Annotated in this window: 12 protein-coding genes; 10 read left to right on the top strand and 2 right to left on the bottom strand. The window is 47.1% G+C overall.

Annotation, left to right across the window (positions count from 1 at the left end):
- Positions 1 to 117: 117 nt before the first annotated feature.
- Positions 118 to 1,593, bottom strand: coding sequence for an aminotransferase class I/II-fold pyridoxal phosphate-dependent enzyme (locus tag H1230_RS20515; RefSeq protein ID WP_239711753.1), 1,476 nt, complete (start codon positions 1,591 to 1,593; stop codon positions 118 to 120).
- Positions 1,594 to 1,683: 90 nt separating this feature from the next.
- Here H1230_RS20515 and H1230_RS20510 point away from each other — a divergent pair, with 90 nt between their 5' ends.
- The 4 genes from H1230_RS20510 to H1230_RS20495 all read left to right on the top strand — a co-directional run bounded on the left by H1230_RS20510 (position 1,684) and on the right by H1230_RS20495 (position 6,435).
- The gene (locus H1230_RS20510; RefSeq protein WP_239711752.1) at positions 1,684 to 2,970 is read left to right on the top strand and encodes an MFS transporter; all 1,287 of its coding nucleotides are present in this window, start codon (positions 1,684 to 1,686) and stop codon (positions 2,968 to 2,970) included.
- 317 nt (positions 2,971 to 3,287) lie between these two features.
- Positions 3,288 to 3,884, top strand: coding sequence for a hypothetical protein (locus tag H1230_RS20505; RefSeq protein WP_239711751.1), 597 nt, complete (start codon positions 3,288 to 3,290; stop codon positions 3,882 to 3,884).
- 364 nt (positions 3,885 to 4,248) lie between these two features.
- Positions 4,249 to 5,661, top strand: a complete 1,413-nt coding sequence (gndA, locus tag H1230_RS20500) for an NADP-dependent phosphogluconate dehydrogenase (protein WP_239711750.1) — start codon at positions 4,249 to 4,251, stop codon at positions 5,659 to 5,661.
- 225 nt (positions 5,662 to 5,886) lie between these two features.
- Positions 5,887 to 6,435, top strand: coding sequence for a shikimate kinase (locus tag H1230_RS20495; RefSeq protein ID WP_239711749.1), 549 nt, complete (start codon positions 5,887 to 5,889; stop codon positions 6,433 to 6,435).
- A gap of 26 nt (positions 6,436 to 6,461) precedes the next feature.
- Here the strand turns inward: H1230_RS20495 and H1230_RS20490 are convergent, their stop codons facing one another.
- Positions 6,462 to 6,773, bottom strand: coding sequence for a rhodanese-like domain-containing protein (locus H1230_RS20490; protein ID WP_239711748.1), 312 nt, complete (start codon positions 6,771 to 6,773; stop codon positions 6,462 to 6,464).
- A gap of 151 nt (positions 6,774 to 6,924) precedes the next feature.
- Between H1230_RS20490 and aroA the strand changes: the two genes are divergently transcribed.
- The 6 genes from aroA (at position 6,925) to H1230_RS20460 (ending at position 14,072) form a co-directional block, all read left to right on the top strand.
- The gene (aroA, locus tag H1230_RS20485) at positions 6,925 to 8,217 is read left to right on the top strand and encodes a 3-phosphoshikimate 1-carboxyvinyltransferase (RefSeq protein ID WP_239711747.1); all 1,293 of its coding nucleotides are present in this window, start codon (positions 6,925 to 6,927) and stop codon (positions 8,215 to 8,217) included.
- A 36-nt stretch (positions 8,218 to 8,253) separates the two neighbouring features.
- Positions 8,254 to 8,688, top strand: a complete 435-nt coding sequence (locus H1230_RS20480; RefSeq protein WP_239711746.1) for a CoA-binding protein — start codon at positions 8,254 to 8,256, stop codon at positions 8,686 to 8,688.
- 209 nt (positions 8,689 to 8,897) lie between these two features.
- On the top strand, positions 8,898 to 9,572 hold the full coding sequence (locus H1230_RS20475; protein WP_239711745.1) for an endonuclease domain-containing protein: 675 nt from the start codon (positions 8,898 to 8,900) through the stop codon (positions 9,570 to 9,572).
- 430 nt (positions 9,573 to 10,002) lie between these two features.
- A complete protein-coding gene (locus H1230_RS20470) occupies positions 10,003 to 11,889 on the top strand; it encodes a glucose PTS transporter subunit IIA (RefSeq protein WP_239711744.1) in 1,887 nt (628 codons plus the stop codon).
- Positions 11,886 to 13,652 (top strand): phosphoenolpyruvate--protein phosphotransferase, encoded by a 1,767-nt coding sequence (gene ptsP / locus H1230_RS20465; RefSeq protein ID WP_239711743.1) that lies wholly within the window; start codon positions 11,886 to 11,888, stop codon positions 13,650 to 13,652. Before H1230_RS20470 ends, ptsP begins: the two co-directional genes overlap by 4 nt.
- A gap of 195 nt (positions 13,653 to 13,847) precedes the next feature.
- Positions 13,848 to 14,072 (top strand): sigma factor, encoded by a 225-nt coding sequence (locus H1230_RS20460; RefSeq protein ID WP_239711742.1) that lies wholly within the window; start codon positions 13,848 to 13,850, stop codon positions 14,070 to 14,072.
- Positions 14,073 to 14,278 lie beyond the last annotated feature (206 nt).

The raw sequence follows: 14,278 nt of genomic DNA, 5'->3' as shown, positions 1-14,278 counted from the left end.
TTTATATGTTACACACAATAACTTATCCATATATTTCTCGAAGAAGCGGGTGCCGTCCATAAAAGGACGGCGAAGCCGTTTCTTCTTGGTTGTATAACATTTTAGTAAGGAAGAAGATTAAGATATGGGGTCTGCTTCCACAATGACTTTAATGTTCGTTATACTGCGATCCTCAGGCCCTTTGACTGGAAGTCCAATCTCTACATGGTCTATGATATAGTCAATATTATCTTGGGTAATAATCTCACCAGGCAGAAGAATCGGGATTCCTGGTGGATACACGTAGATGAATTCGGCGATGATGTAACCTGCTGATTCTCGGAAGGGTATCAGCTGCGTATCGGCATAGAAGGCGTCTCTCGGAATAAGGGCCAGTTGTGGAATTTCCGGAACCTGCACCTTCATCTCGTAGATTTCCCCTTTGCTGTAATGAATAGCAGATAAGACCCGCAAGGCAGCCAGTAATTTATCTACTGAATCCTGGGTATCTCCTGGGGTAATCAGGCAAAGAATGTTATACATATCACTAAGTTCTACTTCGATATTGTATTTCGCGCGCAGCCAGTTTTCGGTCTCATAACCGGTGATGCCCAAGTGGCGCACGTGAATGTTAAGTTTTGTAGGATCAATGTCGAAGGTTGCCTCAGTGCCAAGTATTTCTTTTCCAAAGCTGTACAGGCCTTCAATATTATTAATAGTATCCCGAGCATAATTGGATAAAGCGATGGTTCTCGCTGCCATCTCATGTCCGTTTAGTGCAAGATTGCGTCTGGAGGTATCCAGAGACGCCAGTAAAATGTAAGATGTAGATGTTGTTGTCAGCATGCTCATAATGGTCTGCACCCGCTGTGGGTTGATCAGACCGGTCTTAGCATTCAGATTCAGTACCGAGCTTTGCGTCATGGAGCCGCCCAGCTTGTGTACACTGGTTGCTGCCATATCCGCACCGGCTTGCATGGCCGATGTCGGTAGATCCTCATGAAAATGAATCAGTACTCCATGTGCCTCGTCTACCAGAACGGGAACGTCGTAGTTGTGAGCCAGTTCCACAATTGAACGAAGGTCGGCACAAACGCCAAAGTACGTAGGATTAATGACTAGAACTCCCTTGGCATCCGGGTGGCGCTTTAATGCCCGTTCCAGCGAGCTGGTGGTTATGCCGTGGTCTATCCCGAGATTCTCATCCTGTACGGGTGAGACGAACACAGGCTTGGCTCCGGAGAAAATAATGGCCGACATCACTGATTTATGAATGTTGCGCGGCACAATAATTTTGTCACCCGGTGAGCAAACAGAGAGGATCATCGTCATGATGGCATTGCTCGTGCCCTGTACGCTGAAATACGTATAGTCGGCGCCGAAAGCCTTCGCAGCCAGCTTCTGAGCTTCTAGTATCACGCCTGTGGGCTGATGAAGATCGTCAAGCGGTGCGATATTGATCAGATCTATGGATAGAGCGTTATCGCCGATAAACTCACGGAATTCGGCATCGGTTCCTAGCCCCTTCTTATGCCCCGGAATATGGAATTGAACTGGGTTACCGGCGGCATGCTGTTTAAGAGCAGTGAAGAGGGGAGTACGGTGTTGATTCATTTAATGCTGTCACAACCTTTCGTAAATCGCAAATTTTCAAGCAAGCATCAGTATAACAAAACAATCAACATATTACTAGGATGTGATGGAATGCCTGGCAAAGTACAACAGCGTATGCATATTAATTTGACATCACCTTTTATTGTCGAGATGTGGGTCATCATTTTTTTGGTTGAGTTCGTCAAAGGTTCGCTTCTGGTAGCGTTGCTGCCGGTCTATATGGAAAATATGTTAGGTTTGTCGGTTACGGTAGTCGGCTTCGCCTTTGCACTGCAATATTTGGGCGACAACCTCTTCCGCAGTCCGTCCGGTTGGATTATGGAGCGTATCGGTTACCGCTGGACGATGACAGGAGCTCTGCTGCTGATTCTGGTGGCCTTGGGGATGATTATCTATGCTAAAGATGCAGTGTCGCTTTCAGCTGCGTGCCTGATCTTAGGGATAGGCACCTCTCCGCTGTGGCCTTGTGTAATGACGGGTGTAACCGAGCTGGCTGGATCTACCAAAAGTGGCAGCAGCGGTGCAGCGATGGGTGCCGTAGAAATGGCCTCGCTTGCTGGAACAGGAATCGGCCCCATTACTGTGAACTTCATGATGGATCATGGTGGGCAGAGCTACCGAATGGTCTTTTTGTTCCTGCTGTTCTGCGCTGCAGCTGTAGTAGCGGTTGCTTTGCTGCTGCCTAAAAGAATCGGACATAACACACCACATGTTGTGCGGGATAGTAGTTCAGAGGGGGATGCAGTAGAACGTAAGCCACTAGGTCCGCTGGGAAGTCTCAAAAGAACTCTGCAGCAGGTTAGAACGTCACTGAAGGTTAGTCGTTTGCTATACCCTGCGTTATTTCTGCAGGCCTTTGCCATTGGTCTCATGACTCCTGTAGTTACTTTATTCGCACGTACTGAACTTCATGTTACTCCGAACCAATTCAGCCTGCTCCTGATCGCCGGTGGAGGGATTACGGTTCTTACGCTAATTCCAGCTGGACGTTTAGTGGACCGAATAGGAACAACTGTGTTCTTGAATATCGGTTTCCTGCTTGCTGCATTTTCGCTAGCTTTGTTCTCTCAAGTTCGTTGGCTGCCGCTGGCATTTTGCGCAGTGGCACTAGTTGGTGTGAGCTATGCGCTTATCCTGCCGGCCTGGAACGCCTTTTTGGCGAAGCAGGTACCTAAAGGAGAACGGGGAACCGTATGGGGCTTATTTCTAACCCTGCAAGGCTCAGGTATGGTCGTGGGACCCGTGTTGTCGGGTAAACTATGGGATACCGTTGGACATGGTGTACCTTTTCTTGCCAGCGCTTTTGTCATGCTGCTGCTGTTCGTGCTGCATCTGCTCATTGTCCACCGAACAAAGCTGAAATTGAGCGCTAATTGAACTAACAACGGCAAAAGCCGCTGGTGTCCGGATTGTATCCGGTACACATCAGCGGCTTTCTTTATAGAAACCTCTTTATTTAATAACCCATCCAAGTACCCAAACGCAACAAAAGTTCTGCTAAAGGGTTTGGAAAAGGTGTGTTGCGGGTAAAAATAGTCAATAAACCAAGTTACCGCTACATAAACTGAAGTATAAAATAAGTGTAAGACGAACGCAAAATCAATTCATTTCTAGTGGAGGTCCTGCGGACAGTATCACTCTAAGTTTAAGCGAAGCTGGCTCATGCTGGCGTATAGCTGTGAGGGGGGATTGCCTTGAACAAAAACGATGAGGTGGAGTATTGTAATCTGGAGTTGCGCTTCGATAGACAGCATATTCAGGACCTTATAAAAGATCTGATCCAAGAAGGCTATTCCCTTTATTGGAGCGAGAACGAAAGTATCTTTGTTATTTCGGTACGTACTGGACGCAAGTTGGTGAAGCTGCGCTTTCAACGGATCAAGGATGGTTATAAGCTGGTAGGAGACTATATGATCCGCGATGCACGTCTCTCCGAATGGATGGAGAAACTGATTGGTGACATGCGCGGACACGCCATCGTCAAGCGTTTCCGTGACCGCCAGATTATTATTGAGAACATTTTATTCGGTGAAGTAATCCGTCTGGTAGAGATATCAGGGTATCAACAGCGTGTGTTGTATCAGAAAGGTCCGTTGCTTTCGGATCAGGAACTAACAAAGCTCTATTACTCTGTTGAGGGAGAAGAACGAATTCTCCAGTGTAGAGTAGATGTTGACGAGCAACTGGATCGGCTGAATGAGGCACTGAAGGTGAAGGATCAGGATCTAGTGGATGAATGTACGAGGAAGCTTACCTTTTTGACCAAAGAATTAGGCATGTTGGAATGGTGAGTTAATGGGCAACAGTCGCTATCAGAGACACCCTGTAAGATTGGGGTGTCTTTGTTTTGTGACATAATTTACACACGGGGGTTCACTTCTGCTGCTAAATACGTTAAAATAGTCATTGTGATACAATCTCCTTGACTTTTAGGTCTTTGTCAATGAAATTGATCTCATTTTGCAGTCTGACTTTGCTGTCTCTGACAAAGGGTGGTATTCTTTAATATAAGCAAGTATAAGCCTGAGTCATACTTAGCTTATATTTTGACGAGAAACGGGTATCGTCCCCGGTAAAGGACGGTGAAGCCGTTTCTTCTAGTGCTGCGAGAAATGGATTTCACAAAAATATAGGGTGCAAAGGGTGGAGGACCAGATGGCAAAACAACAAATCGGCGTCATTGGCTTAGCGGTAATGGGCAAGAATTTGGCTCTGAATATCGAGAGCAAAGGCTTTAGCGTTTCAGTATTTAACCGTTCCCCGGAGAAGACACATGATCTTCTTGGCGAAGCGGAAGGTAAGAACCTCACGGGTGCTTTTACCATCGAGGAATTTGTTGAATCACTCGAAACACCGCGCAAAATCCTGATCATGGTTCAGGCGGGTAAAGCAACCGACTCAACGATCGAACAGCTTCTGCCGTTTCTGGATCAAGGTGATATTATTATCGATGGAGGTAACGCCTACTTCCCTGATACAGTTCGTCGCAGCAAAGATCTGGAAGATCAAGGCTTCCGTTTCATCGGTACCGGTGTTTCCGGTGGTGAAGAAGGAGCCCTTAAAGGACCTTCCATTATGCCAGGTGGTCAAGAAAGTGCGTATAAGCTTGTAGAACCAATTCTTACGGCGATCTCGGCCAAAGTGGACGGAGAGCCTTGCTGTACATATATCGGACCTGACGGTGCGGGCCACTACGTTAAAATGGTGCACAACGGCATCGAGTATGGCGACATGCAGCTGATCTGCGAAGCTTATCAATTGCTCAAGGATGTACTTGGTCTGGATGCGAAAGAGCTTCATGATATCTTTGAAGAGTGGAATAAAGGCGAACTCGACAGCTATTTGATCGAGATTACTACAGATATTTTTGCGCAATATGATAAAGAAACCGGCAAACCTATGGTTGACGTAATTCTGGATTCCGCAGGTCAAAAAGGTACCGGCAAATGGACAAGCCAAAGCTCACTTGATCTTGGCGTGCCTTTGTCCATGATTACTGAATCTGTATTCTCACGTTTCCTCTCAGCTATGAAGGACGAACGTGTAGAAGCAAGTAAAGTTCTGAACGGTCCTACTAACGAGCCATTCCAGGGCGACAAAGCTGAATTTATCGAGAACGTGCGTAAAGCATTGTTCGCGAGCAAGATCGTATCTTACGCGCAAGGCTTCGCACAGCTTCGTGTAGCTTCCGACGAATATGGCTGGAATCTTAAATATGGTGAGCTCGCTAAAATCTGGCGCGGTGGTTGTATTATCCGTTCCCGTTTCCTGCAGAACATCACGGATGCTTATGCGAACAACGCAGAGCTGAAGAACCTGCTGCTCGATCCATTCTTTAATGACATCATGGGTTCATACCAAACTGCATGGCGTAAAGTAATTGCCTCAGCTGTAACACTTGGTGTTCCAGTACCAGGTTTTGCAAGTGCTTTGGCTTACTATGACAGCTACCGTACAGCACGCCTGCCAGCGAACCTGCTTCAGGCACAACGTGATTATTTCGGAGCGCACACCTTTAAACGTGTGGACAAAGAAGGCGTCTTCCACCACAACTGGTTGGCAGAGTAACAGTATCAAGAAGAAACGGCTTCGCCGTCCTTTGAAAGAGGCGGCATCCGTTTCTTCGAGAAATATAAGGATAAGTTGTCGTGTGAAACATATAAATTCTTATATGTTGAGATAGCCGCAATCAGCGGCCCGAAAGGCTTCGTGAGAAATAGCGGGCTTTTCGGGTCTTTTTGTTTTTTTGACCCTGTGTTATGATATGACAAATGTCGCGGTTGGAGGGTAGTCATGGCTGGAGATCCAGAAGAATTAGAAAGCTTAAGCAATATAAAAGGCAATAAGAACATCATCTTGGTTGGTATGATGGCTACAGGCAAGACGACAGTTGGTGCTCTTTTGGCTGAAGAATTGGCTTATGAGCTGGTCGATGTGGATCAGGTTATTGTCGAGACGGAAGGCAGGACTATTGCCGAGATCTTCGCAGATCAGGGTGAAGAATACTTCAGGAATGTAGAAACAATTGTACTGAAACGTGTCCTGCAGGCTGAGCGAAGAGTGATTTCGACAGGTGGGGGTGCGGTATTGGCACCGGGGAATACTTCATTAATGCTGGATAAAGGCCTTGTTGTTGCTTTAACAGCAGCAGTAGAAGAGATTATTGCCCGTGTTAGCGGAGATCATAACCGACCGCTGCTCGCCGGCAATGCGGAAGAACGGGTCAGACGCATCATGGAGTCTAGGCGTGAGGCTTACCGTTTCGCGCATTGCACGGTCGATACAACGGGACTGAGTGCGGCACAAGTGTCGCAACATATTTTACTGCATTACCGCGGTTGAGCTTTTAAGCACATTCGCATGTTATGCTAATCTTCCAGAGTTTCATTCCATTCAATCATTCCGCCACTTAAGTTAGTGGCTGTGTTATAACCAAACTGCTGCAGATATTCACAGACGCGCTGGCTTCGGGCGCCGGAGCGGCAAATGAAGATGACCTCGGCATCTGCCGGAATATCCTCAGTACGCTGCGGGATTTCACCCATAGGAATATGCTGTGCACCGGGGATCATCCCCAGGGCGACTTCTTCATCTTCACGAACGTCGATCAGAATAAGGTTCTCACCTGTCTTGAGACGTAGACGCAGTTCCTGCGCCGTGATTTGCGGGATATCATTCATGGTTGTGACCTCTTTTCCTCAGCAGAATGCTCTAATGATAACACATGTGCAGAATACCCTGTCAAACGAAGCACTACATATGCTGACCGAATATGATCATTCAGATCAGATTTACAGCTGCAGACTATAATTACTAAGGAGAGTTTAGATTATGGACGTTATTGTTAGGCCAACGCCAGCATTACAAGGAGAATTTGGAGCCCTCTCTTCCAAAAATTATACAACACGCTACCTGCTTGTTGCAGCCCTGTCTGAAGGAGTCAGCACGATCTACCACCCTGCTCATAGCGAGGACAGTGATGCCATCCGCCGCTGTATTGCGGATCTGGGAGCGGTACTTACTGAAGATGATGAGAAAATAGTCATTCAAGGTTTTGGACGCCATCCTCGTGATGTTAAAGAGCTGAATGTAGGCAATGCAGGTGCGGTTCTGCGGTTTTTGATGGCTGTAGCAGCCCTTAGTCCTGAGGTTACTTTCGTGAATACATACCCGGACTCTTTGGGTAAACGGCCGCATGATGACCTGATTACAGCCCTCGGTCAGCTTGGAGTGGAAGTGGAGCATAATGCTGGACGGCTGCCGATTACCATTCGGGGCGGCCATCCAACTGGAGGACGAATCACCGTTTCAGGCGCGGTTAGCTCTCAGTATCTCAGTGCTTTACTCTTTCTGACGCCCTTGCTGCAGGAGGATAGTGAGATCATCGTTCTTGATGATCTGAAGTCGAAGGTAGTTGTAGGGCAGACGCTCGAAGTACTGGAGCAGGCTGGAATCGTGGTTCACGCGGCTGAAGATTATATGTCCTTCAAGGTTCCTGGACGCCAAGCCTATGCTGCCAAGTCCTATACGGTACAGGGTGACTATCCAGGTTCTGCGGCAGTGCTTGCGGCAGCAGCGGTTACGAAGTCGGATGTGAAGATTCACCGGCTGGCCGAGCATAGCAAGCAGGGGGAAAAAGCGATTGTCGATGTGTTGCGTATGATGGAAGTACCGCTCACCCATCAAGAAGGCACAGTTCATGTGCAGGGGAACGGCAAATTAAAGGCGATTGAGTTTGACGGAGATGCGGCAACTGATGCCGTATTGGCGATGGTGGCTGCTGCTGTATTTGCAGAAGGAACGTCACGCTTTTATAATGTGGAGAATCTGCGCTATAAGGAATGCGACCGCATTACCGATTACTTGGCGGAGCTGACCCGTGCAGGAGCCAATGTAGAAGAGCGGCGTGACGAGATTATCGTCCATGGCATGCCGGAGGGCGTCGAAGGCGGCGTCACGATTAATGCGCATTATGATCATCGGGTCATTATGGCGTTGACCGTTGTGGGCTTGCGTGCCCGCCTGCCACTGGTTATTAAGGACGCACACCATGTTGCGAAGTCTTACCCGCAATTTTTTGACCATCTGCGTGCGCTTGGCGCGAATGTGGAATGGGTAGAATAATAGTACAAATACTCATTAAGGGAAGGTGTTGTTAATATGAGCTTTGAGAACCCTACTCGGGAGCAGATCGGCGATATTCTCGCTTCAGCCGGTAACATCGCAGTTGTCGGTCTGTCCGATAAAACAGATCGCACCTCTTATATGGTTGCAGGTGCTATGCAAAGTCGCGGCTACCGTATTATTCCGGTTAATCCATCAGTAGATGGAGATATTCTGGGCGAGAAATGCTATCACACTTTAGCAGAAATCCCGGAGCCTGTTGATATCGTCAACGTGTTCCGCCGCAGCGAATTCTGTGCAGAGGTTGCCCAGGAAGCCGCTGATATTGGTGCACGTGTATTGTGGCTGCAGCAGGGTGTTATCAGCCAGGAAGCCGCTGATATCGCTGCCGAACACGGCATGATTGCAATTATGGACCGCTGCATCAAGGTCGAAGAAGCCATCACCATGCACGGGCGCAGCCGGGCTTGAAGTTCGAAAGCTGTGGCAGTTTTGAAACTAATCAGAACCTAAACTACGTAACAGCAATATCAGTTGTTCGTAACATTTGTAGCTGATCGTGAATTTCATTTCCAGCAAGATGTTCGAATGCTATACTTTAGCCAGACGAAGAACGTCCTTTACCGCATGTCTACATTGCGGTTGAGGGCGTTTTTTTATTTTAGGGGAGGGAATAAGCTATGGAATTTGATGAAGCACACAACCTATTTATTGAGCAGCATTCGCAGGCAAGAACGGGCGAGCGGAAGGGTAGACTACTTAGGGGCCATAATTTTGCGGAGAAGCTCTTCTTGCAGAACGTTTGGTGGCCGTTATTTGAGTCGCTGGAGCACTTGCATCCGGAATATGAGATATACGACTGGAATCGTAAATCGCAATTTCTGGATTTTGCCTATCTGCCGCAGAATGGGGGCCGTTTCGGAATTGAATGTGATGGTTATCAGAGCCATGTGAAAGATATGGATCGGGAGAAATTTAGCTATGCGCTAAATCGGGATACCTTTCTTACAGGCATGGGTTGGCGAATGCTGCATTTTTCTTTTGACGATATTCAACAACGCCCCGAGGTATGCCGGATGCTGTTGCAACTGGTATTAGCTCCTTATTTAGCTCGTAAATCAACAGGTGTTGATATATTGTCATTGTCAGGTGAAAAAGAAGTATTGCGATTGGCTTGGCGTCTAGGAAGAGCGATTCGACCAAAGGATGTAGCAGATCATTTCAGCATTAACTTTCGGACAGCTCGCAAACTGCTAGGCGGATTAAGTGATAAGGGTTTGCTTCAACCTATAGTAGGAGGGAAAGGCATTAGATATTATGAGTTAAAAGCGATAAATCCAGACCAAACTTGGTAACGCCACTGTTGATACGAATGATAGGGGTTATTCATTAATAATTTCAACTCCTGCAAAATGTGATTGCATTATGTACAATAGAATTTAGCGAAAATCACAATAATAATGTTTTGATTGCATTTTATGCAGTAGAAATGAGTAGATTTCCCTATTTTAGGTGAGTCAATAAAATTCTACTGTACAAAATACAATAGAACACGGTTTCTAGTAATTATATTGCGATTCTATTGCACAAAATACATTAGAAGTCTTCTTTGACGTTAATGAAGGAGCTCCAAATGGACAAAAAAGTAAATTTACATCAAATTTCGGTTTTGATATATCCCGTATAGAATTTGCGAGTCTGATGGATTAAATTGCTTTCATATTCTTTTGACAAAAACTCCTGCAGCGCTTACCATTCAATATAGTATGAAAGGAGAGGGTCACCTTGAATTGGCTCGGATCATTGCAGCAGTTGGGCAGAGCCATTATGCTTCCTACCATGGTATTGCCAGCAGCAGCCATTCTGCTAAGTCTGGGCAGCTTACCGTGGTCTGCATGGGGACTTTCTTCGGTATCCGAAGTGGCAACTTACGCGGGGCAAGGGATTTTTTACTTTATGCCTTATTTGTTCGCGGTCGGGGTAGCGTGGGGATTGTCCAATCAGGCCGGACCGGCTGGACTGGCAGCGCTGGCAGGGATGTTTACTTATGACCGGATCGTTACCAATATGGGAGACGGACATATCCAGCCTGCAACTTTAATAGGAATTATGCTCGGAATAGTGGCGGGTGTGGCTCATAACCGATTTAAACATATTAAGCTTCCGGAGGCGATCCAGTTTTTTGGAGGGTCTCGTTTTGTTTTGCTGTTTATGGGTTTGTTTTCAGCGCTGTTTGCCTGGGTAATGCTGGGTGTTGCACCGCTGCTGCAGAACGTTTTGGATGTCCTATTTCAGGACATTTTACGTACGGGTGGGTTTGGTGTTTTTGTGTATGGGGTATTGTACAGGGTGTTGACAGCTTTTGGTCTGCATCATATTCTCAATAATGTATTCTGGTTTCAATTGGGTACCTATACTACTCCTGATGGCAGTGCTGTTGTGCAGGGGGATTTGCCACGTTTTTTTGCTGGAGACCCTACGGCGGGTATTTTTATGGCCGGACTGTATCCAATTATGATGTTTGCTCTGCCCGCAATTGCTTTTGCTATTATTCAGGAAGCGCGCGAGGATTTGAAGCCAAAGATTAAAAAGACTTTTTTGCGTGCCGCATTAGTCTGCTTCCTGACTGGTGTCTCTGAACAGATTGAGTTTGCTTTCTTGTTCGCTTCACCACCTTTATTTATTCTGCATACTGTAATGTCCGGTCTTGCCATGGTTCTGACTTACTCGCTAGGGATTCATCATGGATTCTCCTATTCGGCTGGGGCGATTGATTTCTTCCTCAATCTGCACTTGTCACAGCGGGCTTGGCTACTGATTCCGATTGGCATTGGATACGGTATTATTTATTATAATTTGTTTCGTTGGGCGATCCGCCGCTTTCAGATCCCAACACCTGGGCGTGAAGAAGGATCTGAGCTTGGAGATTGGGCGGGTAATATTCCTTATCAGGCACCTCTTGTGTTGGAAGCGCTTGGCGGGAAGGAAAATATCGTTCAGGTGCAGGCTTGTATTACCCGTCTGAGGCTTACCGTGCATAATGACCGTTTAATCGATACAGGTGCGCTAAAAGGACTGGGCTCTGCGGGAATTATTAAGCTTGGCGGAGGTAATGTACAGGTGGTGTTCGGAACGTATTCGGAGCTTATCCGTGAGGAGATTAATAAGCTCTTGCTTCGGGACTTGCCGCAGGTACTGTTCAGTTCTCCGGTGCAAGGCAGAATGCTGCGGATTGAGGAAGTGCCGGATCATATTTTTGCTGCGAAGCTGGTGGGTGATGGTGTGGCTTTTCTACCAGATAAAGGAGAGCTTGTCTCACCGGTATTCGGTAAGGTCATGCATGTGTACCCTACAATGCACGCCGTGGGCATCTCAACGCCTGAAGGGCTGGAAGTGCTTATGCATATAGGTATCGATACTTCGCAGCTTAAGGGGCCGTTTGAGGCGGTTGTGAAGGAAGGGGACAGTGTAGAGCCAGGACAGCTGCTCGTTAGATTCGATGTGGATTTCTTGCGTGAACATGCTGCTTCACTGGCGACACCGATGGTGATTACGAATCCTGACCGAGTAAAATCCTGGAGCTATGCTCCATTCAAAAATGTTAAAAAGGGGCAGTCATCTGTAATGTCTGTTGTATTACATGAAAGTAACGTTGGAGGGATAGAAGCATGATTCAAGGCATAGGCGCCTCAGCAGGTGTTGCCATCGGAAAGGCCTTTGTCTTGCCGAATTGGGAATGGAGTCTGCCGGATACACAAGTGAATGCTGTTGATCTGGCTAATGAGTTTGAGCGTTTGTACGAAGGTATCCGCACCTCCAAAGACGAAATTGAATTTATTAAGCGAGAATTCAGGGAGATCGTGGGTCCGGAGGAATCAAGCATCTTTGACGCTCATCTGGCTATTCTGGATGATCCGGTGTTTATGAGTGAAATTCGGGGTATTATTGAGCGCCAGTACAAGGCTGCAGAGGTGGCTGTCAAGGAAGCCATTGATCACTTTGTAGCGATGTTCGATCTACTAGACGATGAATATATGAAGGAACGGGCGGTGGATATCAAGGATGTCGGCAACCGTCTGTTAAAGCATCTGCTGGGTGCGCCGGAGGTTATTTTACCATCCGATACTCAGCCGTATATTCTAGTAGCGAAAGAGCTTTCGCCTTCCCAGTTAGCTCATTTGAACCCTACTTATGTTCTTGGAATCGTGACTATGATGGGTGGTAAGACCTCTCATTCGTCCATAATGGCTCGAGCTCTAGGTATCCCGCTTGTAGCAGGCCTTGAGAATAAGCTGGTGAATCCGATTCAGACCGGGGACATGCTCGTTCTTGACGGCGAGACGGGGGCAGTACAACTGCATCCTGATGAGACAACGGTCATTAAATTTGCATCCATGCGTGATAAGCAGCATAAAAAGAGAGAACAGCTGGAGCAGCTCGCTACAGTGGAGGCCATCACCAAAGATGGGGTTACCTTACGACTGGTAGGCAATATCAGCTCGGTCAAGGAACTGAACTTGGCACAGAAGTACGGAGCGGAAGGTGTTGGACTATTTCGTACGGAGTTTCTATATATGGATCGTAATACTTTTCCTACGGAAGAGGAGCAGTTTGAGGTGTACAAGCTCGTAGCTGAAAAGGTTGGCAGCAGCACCGTAGTCATCCGGACGCTAGACATTGGGGGAGACAAGCATCTGGATTATTTCCAGCTTCCGGAGGAGCAGAACCCCTTCCTGGGTTATCGTGCTATCCGGATCAGCTTGGATCGTAAGGACATGTTCAAGACCCAACTGACCGCGATTATGCGGGCCAGTGCATACGGCAATGTGAAGATGATGTTCCCGATGATATCTTCGGTAGATGAAGTTCAGGCAGCTAAAGCGATGCTGGATGAGGTAAAGGAAGAGCTGGAACAGCGAGGTATTCCATTTAATCGGAATATGCCTGTAGGGATCATGATCGAAGTTCCGGCAGCGGTTATGATTGCTGATCTGCTGGCTGAAGAAGTGGATTTTTTCAGTATTGGTACGAATGATTTAGTGCAATATGTACTGGCTGTAGACCGGATGAATGAACAAATCGCTCACATGTACCATCCATATCATCCGGCAGTTTTACGAATGATCCGTATGACCGTAGAAGCAGCGCGGAATGCAGGAATCGATGTTAGTGTCTGCGGTGAAATGGCCGCGGATGAGCGCTCTTTGCCGCTCTGGCTGGAACTGGGAATCAGCGAGCTAAGCATGTCGCCACAGGCACTGCTGCGAGTGAAGCATCGCGCGCTGAACACTGTGGCTTCCGATGCCAGAAGAGTTGCCGTTGCTTGTTTCCGCAATCGTACAAGCTCTGAGACGGAAGAACAGCTTGGGGCCTTTTCCGAGAGAAGTGGGGCTACGCTCGGTGCCAACGGGGAGTCCAAGGAGAAAACTTCTTAGACCTAAAACTGCAAAGAATTCTTACAGCAATTACAAAAGAAGGCTCGGCACATATGCCGGGCCTTTTGCATTTGTCACTATTATTACAAATCATTACAAAAAAATAAAACCGTTTGCCTGTCAGCACAGTCAATTAATAGAGAATAAGAAAAGCTGTTTCGTTTGGGGAAGGAAAGCAGGGAGGGCCAATAGGCAATGGACAATATAATAATGGGCAAGGAGCTGCTTGCTAGTCAAGAAGAGCTCTTCTTCGAACGGGTATCTTTACAAAAAAGGAAACTATATGGGATTGCCTACAGCTATCTGCGGAGTGAGTCTGACGCACTGGAAGTTCTGCAGGAGGCTACCTGCAGAGCATGGATTAAACGCAAAAGCCTGAAAGACCCGAGCGGTTTACACCTTGGATCATTCGAATTGTGATCAATTGCTGCAATGATGAATTGAAATGCAGAAAGCGGAGTGGAGCAACAGAGCCTGCTCGGTATGACAACGAAATGATGGACATGAGAAGTGACCTCAGGCTGGATATGGGAAAAGCCTCCTTACAGATCATATAGACAATCGGGCTGAAGAAAGAAAATAAAGTCTTAGACTAACGATGTATCATTAACCGAGGGACGGGCAGA

The organism is Paenibacillus sp. 19GGS1-52 (assembly GCF_022369515.1).
Classification (GTDB): Bacteria; Bacillota; Bacilli; order Paenibacillales; family Paenibacillaceae; genus Paenibacillus_AQ.
Note: the sequence above shows the minus strand (reverse complement) of the source record. Positions and strands in the feature narration are given on the sequence as shown.

Excerpts from the sequence above, each read along its gene's own strand:
- H1230_RS20480 (WP_239711746.1), top strand. The coding sequence starts at position 8,254 with ATGAGCTTTGAGAACCCTACTCGGGAGCAGATCGGCGATATTCTCGCT.
- aroA (WP_239711747.1), top strand. The coding sequence starts at position 6,925 with ATGGACGTTATTGTTAGGCCAACGCCAGCATTACAAGGAGAATTTGGA.
- H1230_RS20460 (WP_239711742.1), top strand. The coding sequence starts at position 13,848 with ATGGACAATATAATAATGGGCAAGGAGCTGCTTGCTAGTCAAGAAGAG.
- gndA (WP_239711750.1), top strand. The coding sequence starts at position 4,249 with ATGGCAAAACAACAAATCGGCGTCATTGGCTTAGCGGTAATGGGCAAG.
- ptsP (WP_239711743.1), top strand. The coding sequence starts at position 11,886 with ATGATTCAAGGCATAGGCGCCTCAGCAGGTGTTGCCATCGGAAAGGCC.
- H1230_RS20490 (WP_239711748.1), bottom strand. The coding sequence starts at position 6,773 with ATGAATGATATCCCGCAAATCACGGCGCAGGAACTGCGTCTACGTCTC.
- H1230_RS20495 (WP_239711749.1), top strand. The coding sequence starts at position 5,887 with ATGGCTGGAGATCCAGAAGAATTAGAAAGCTTAAGCAATATAAAAGGC.
- H1230_RS20475 (WP_239711745.1), top strand. The coding sequence starts at position 8,898 with ATGGAATTTGATGAAGCACACAACCTATTTATTGAGCAGCATTCGCAG.
- H1230_RS20510 (WP_239711752.1), top strand. The coding sequence starts at position 1,684 with ATGCCTGGCAAAGTACAACAGCGTATGCATATTAATTTGACATCACCT.
- H1230_RS20515 (WP_239711753.1), bottom strand. The coding sequence starts at position 1,593 with ATGAATCAACACCGTACTCCCCTCTTCACTGCTCTTAAACAGCATGCC.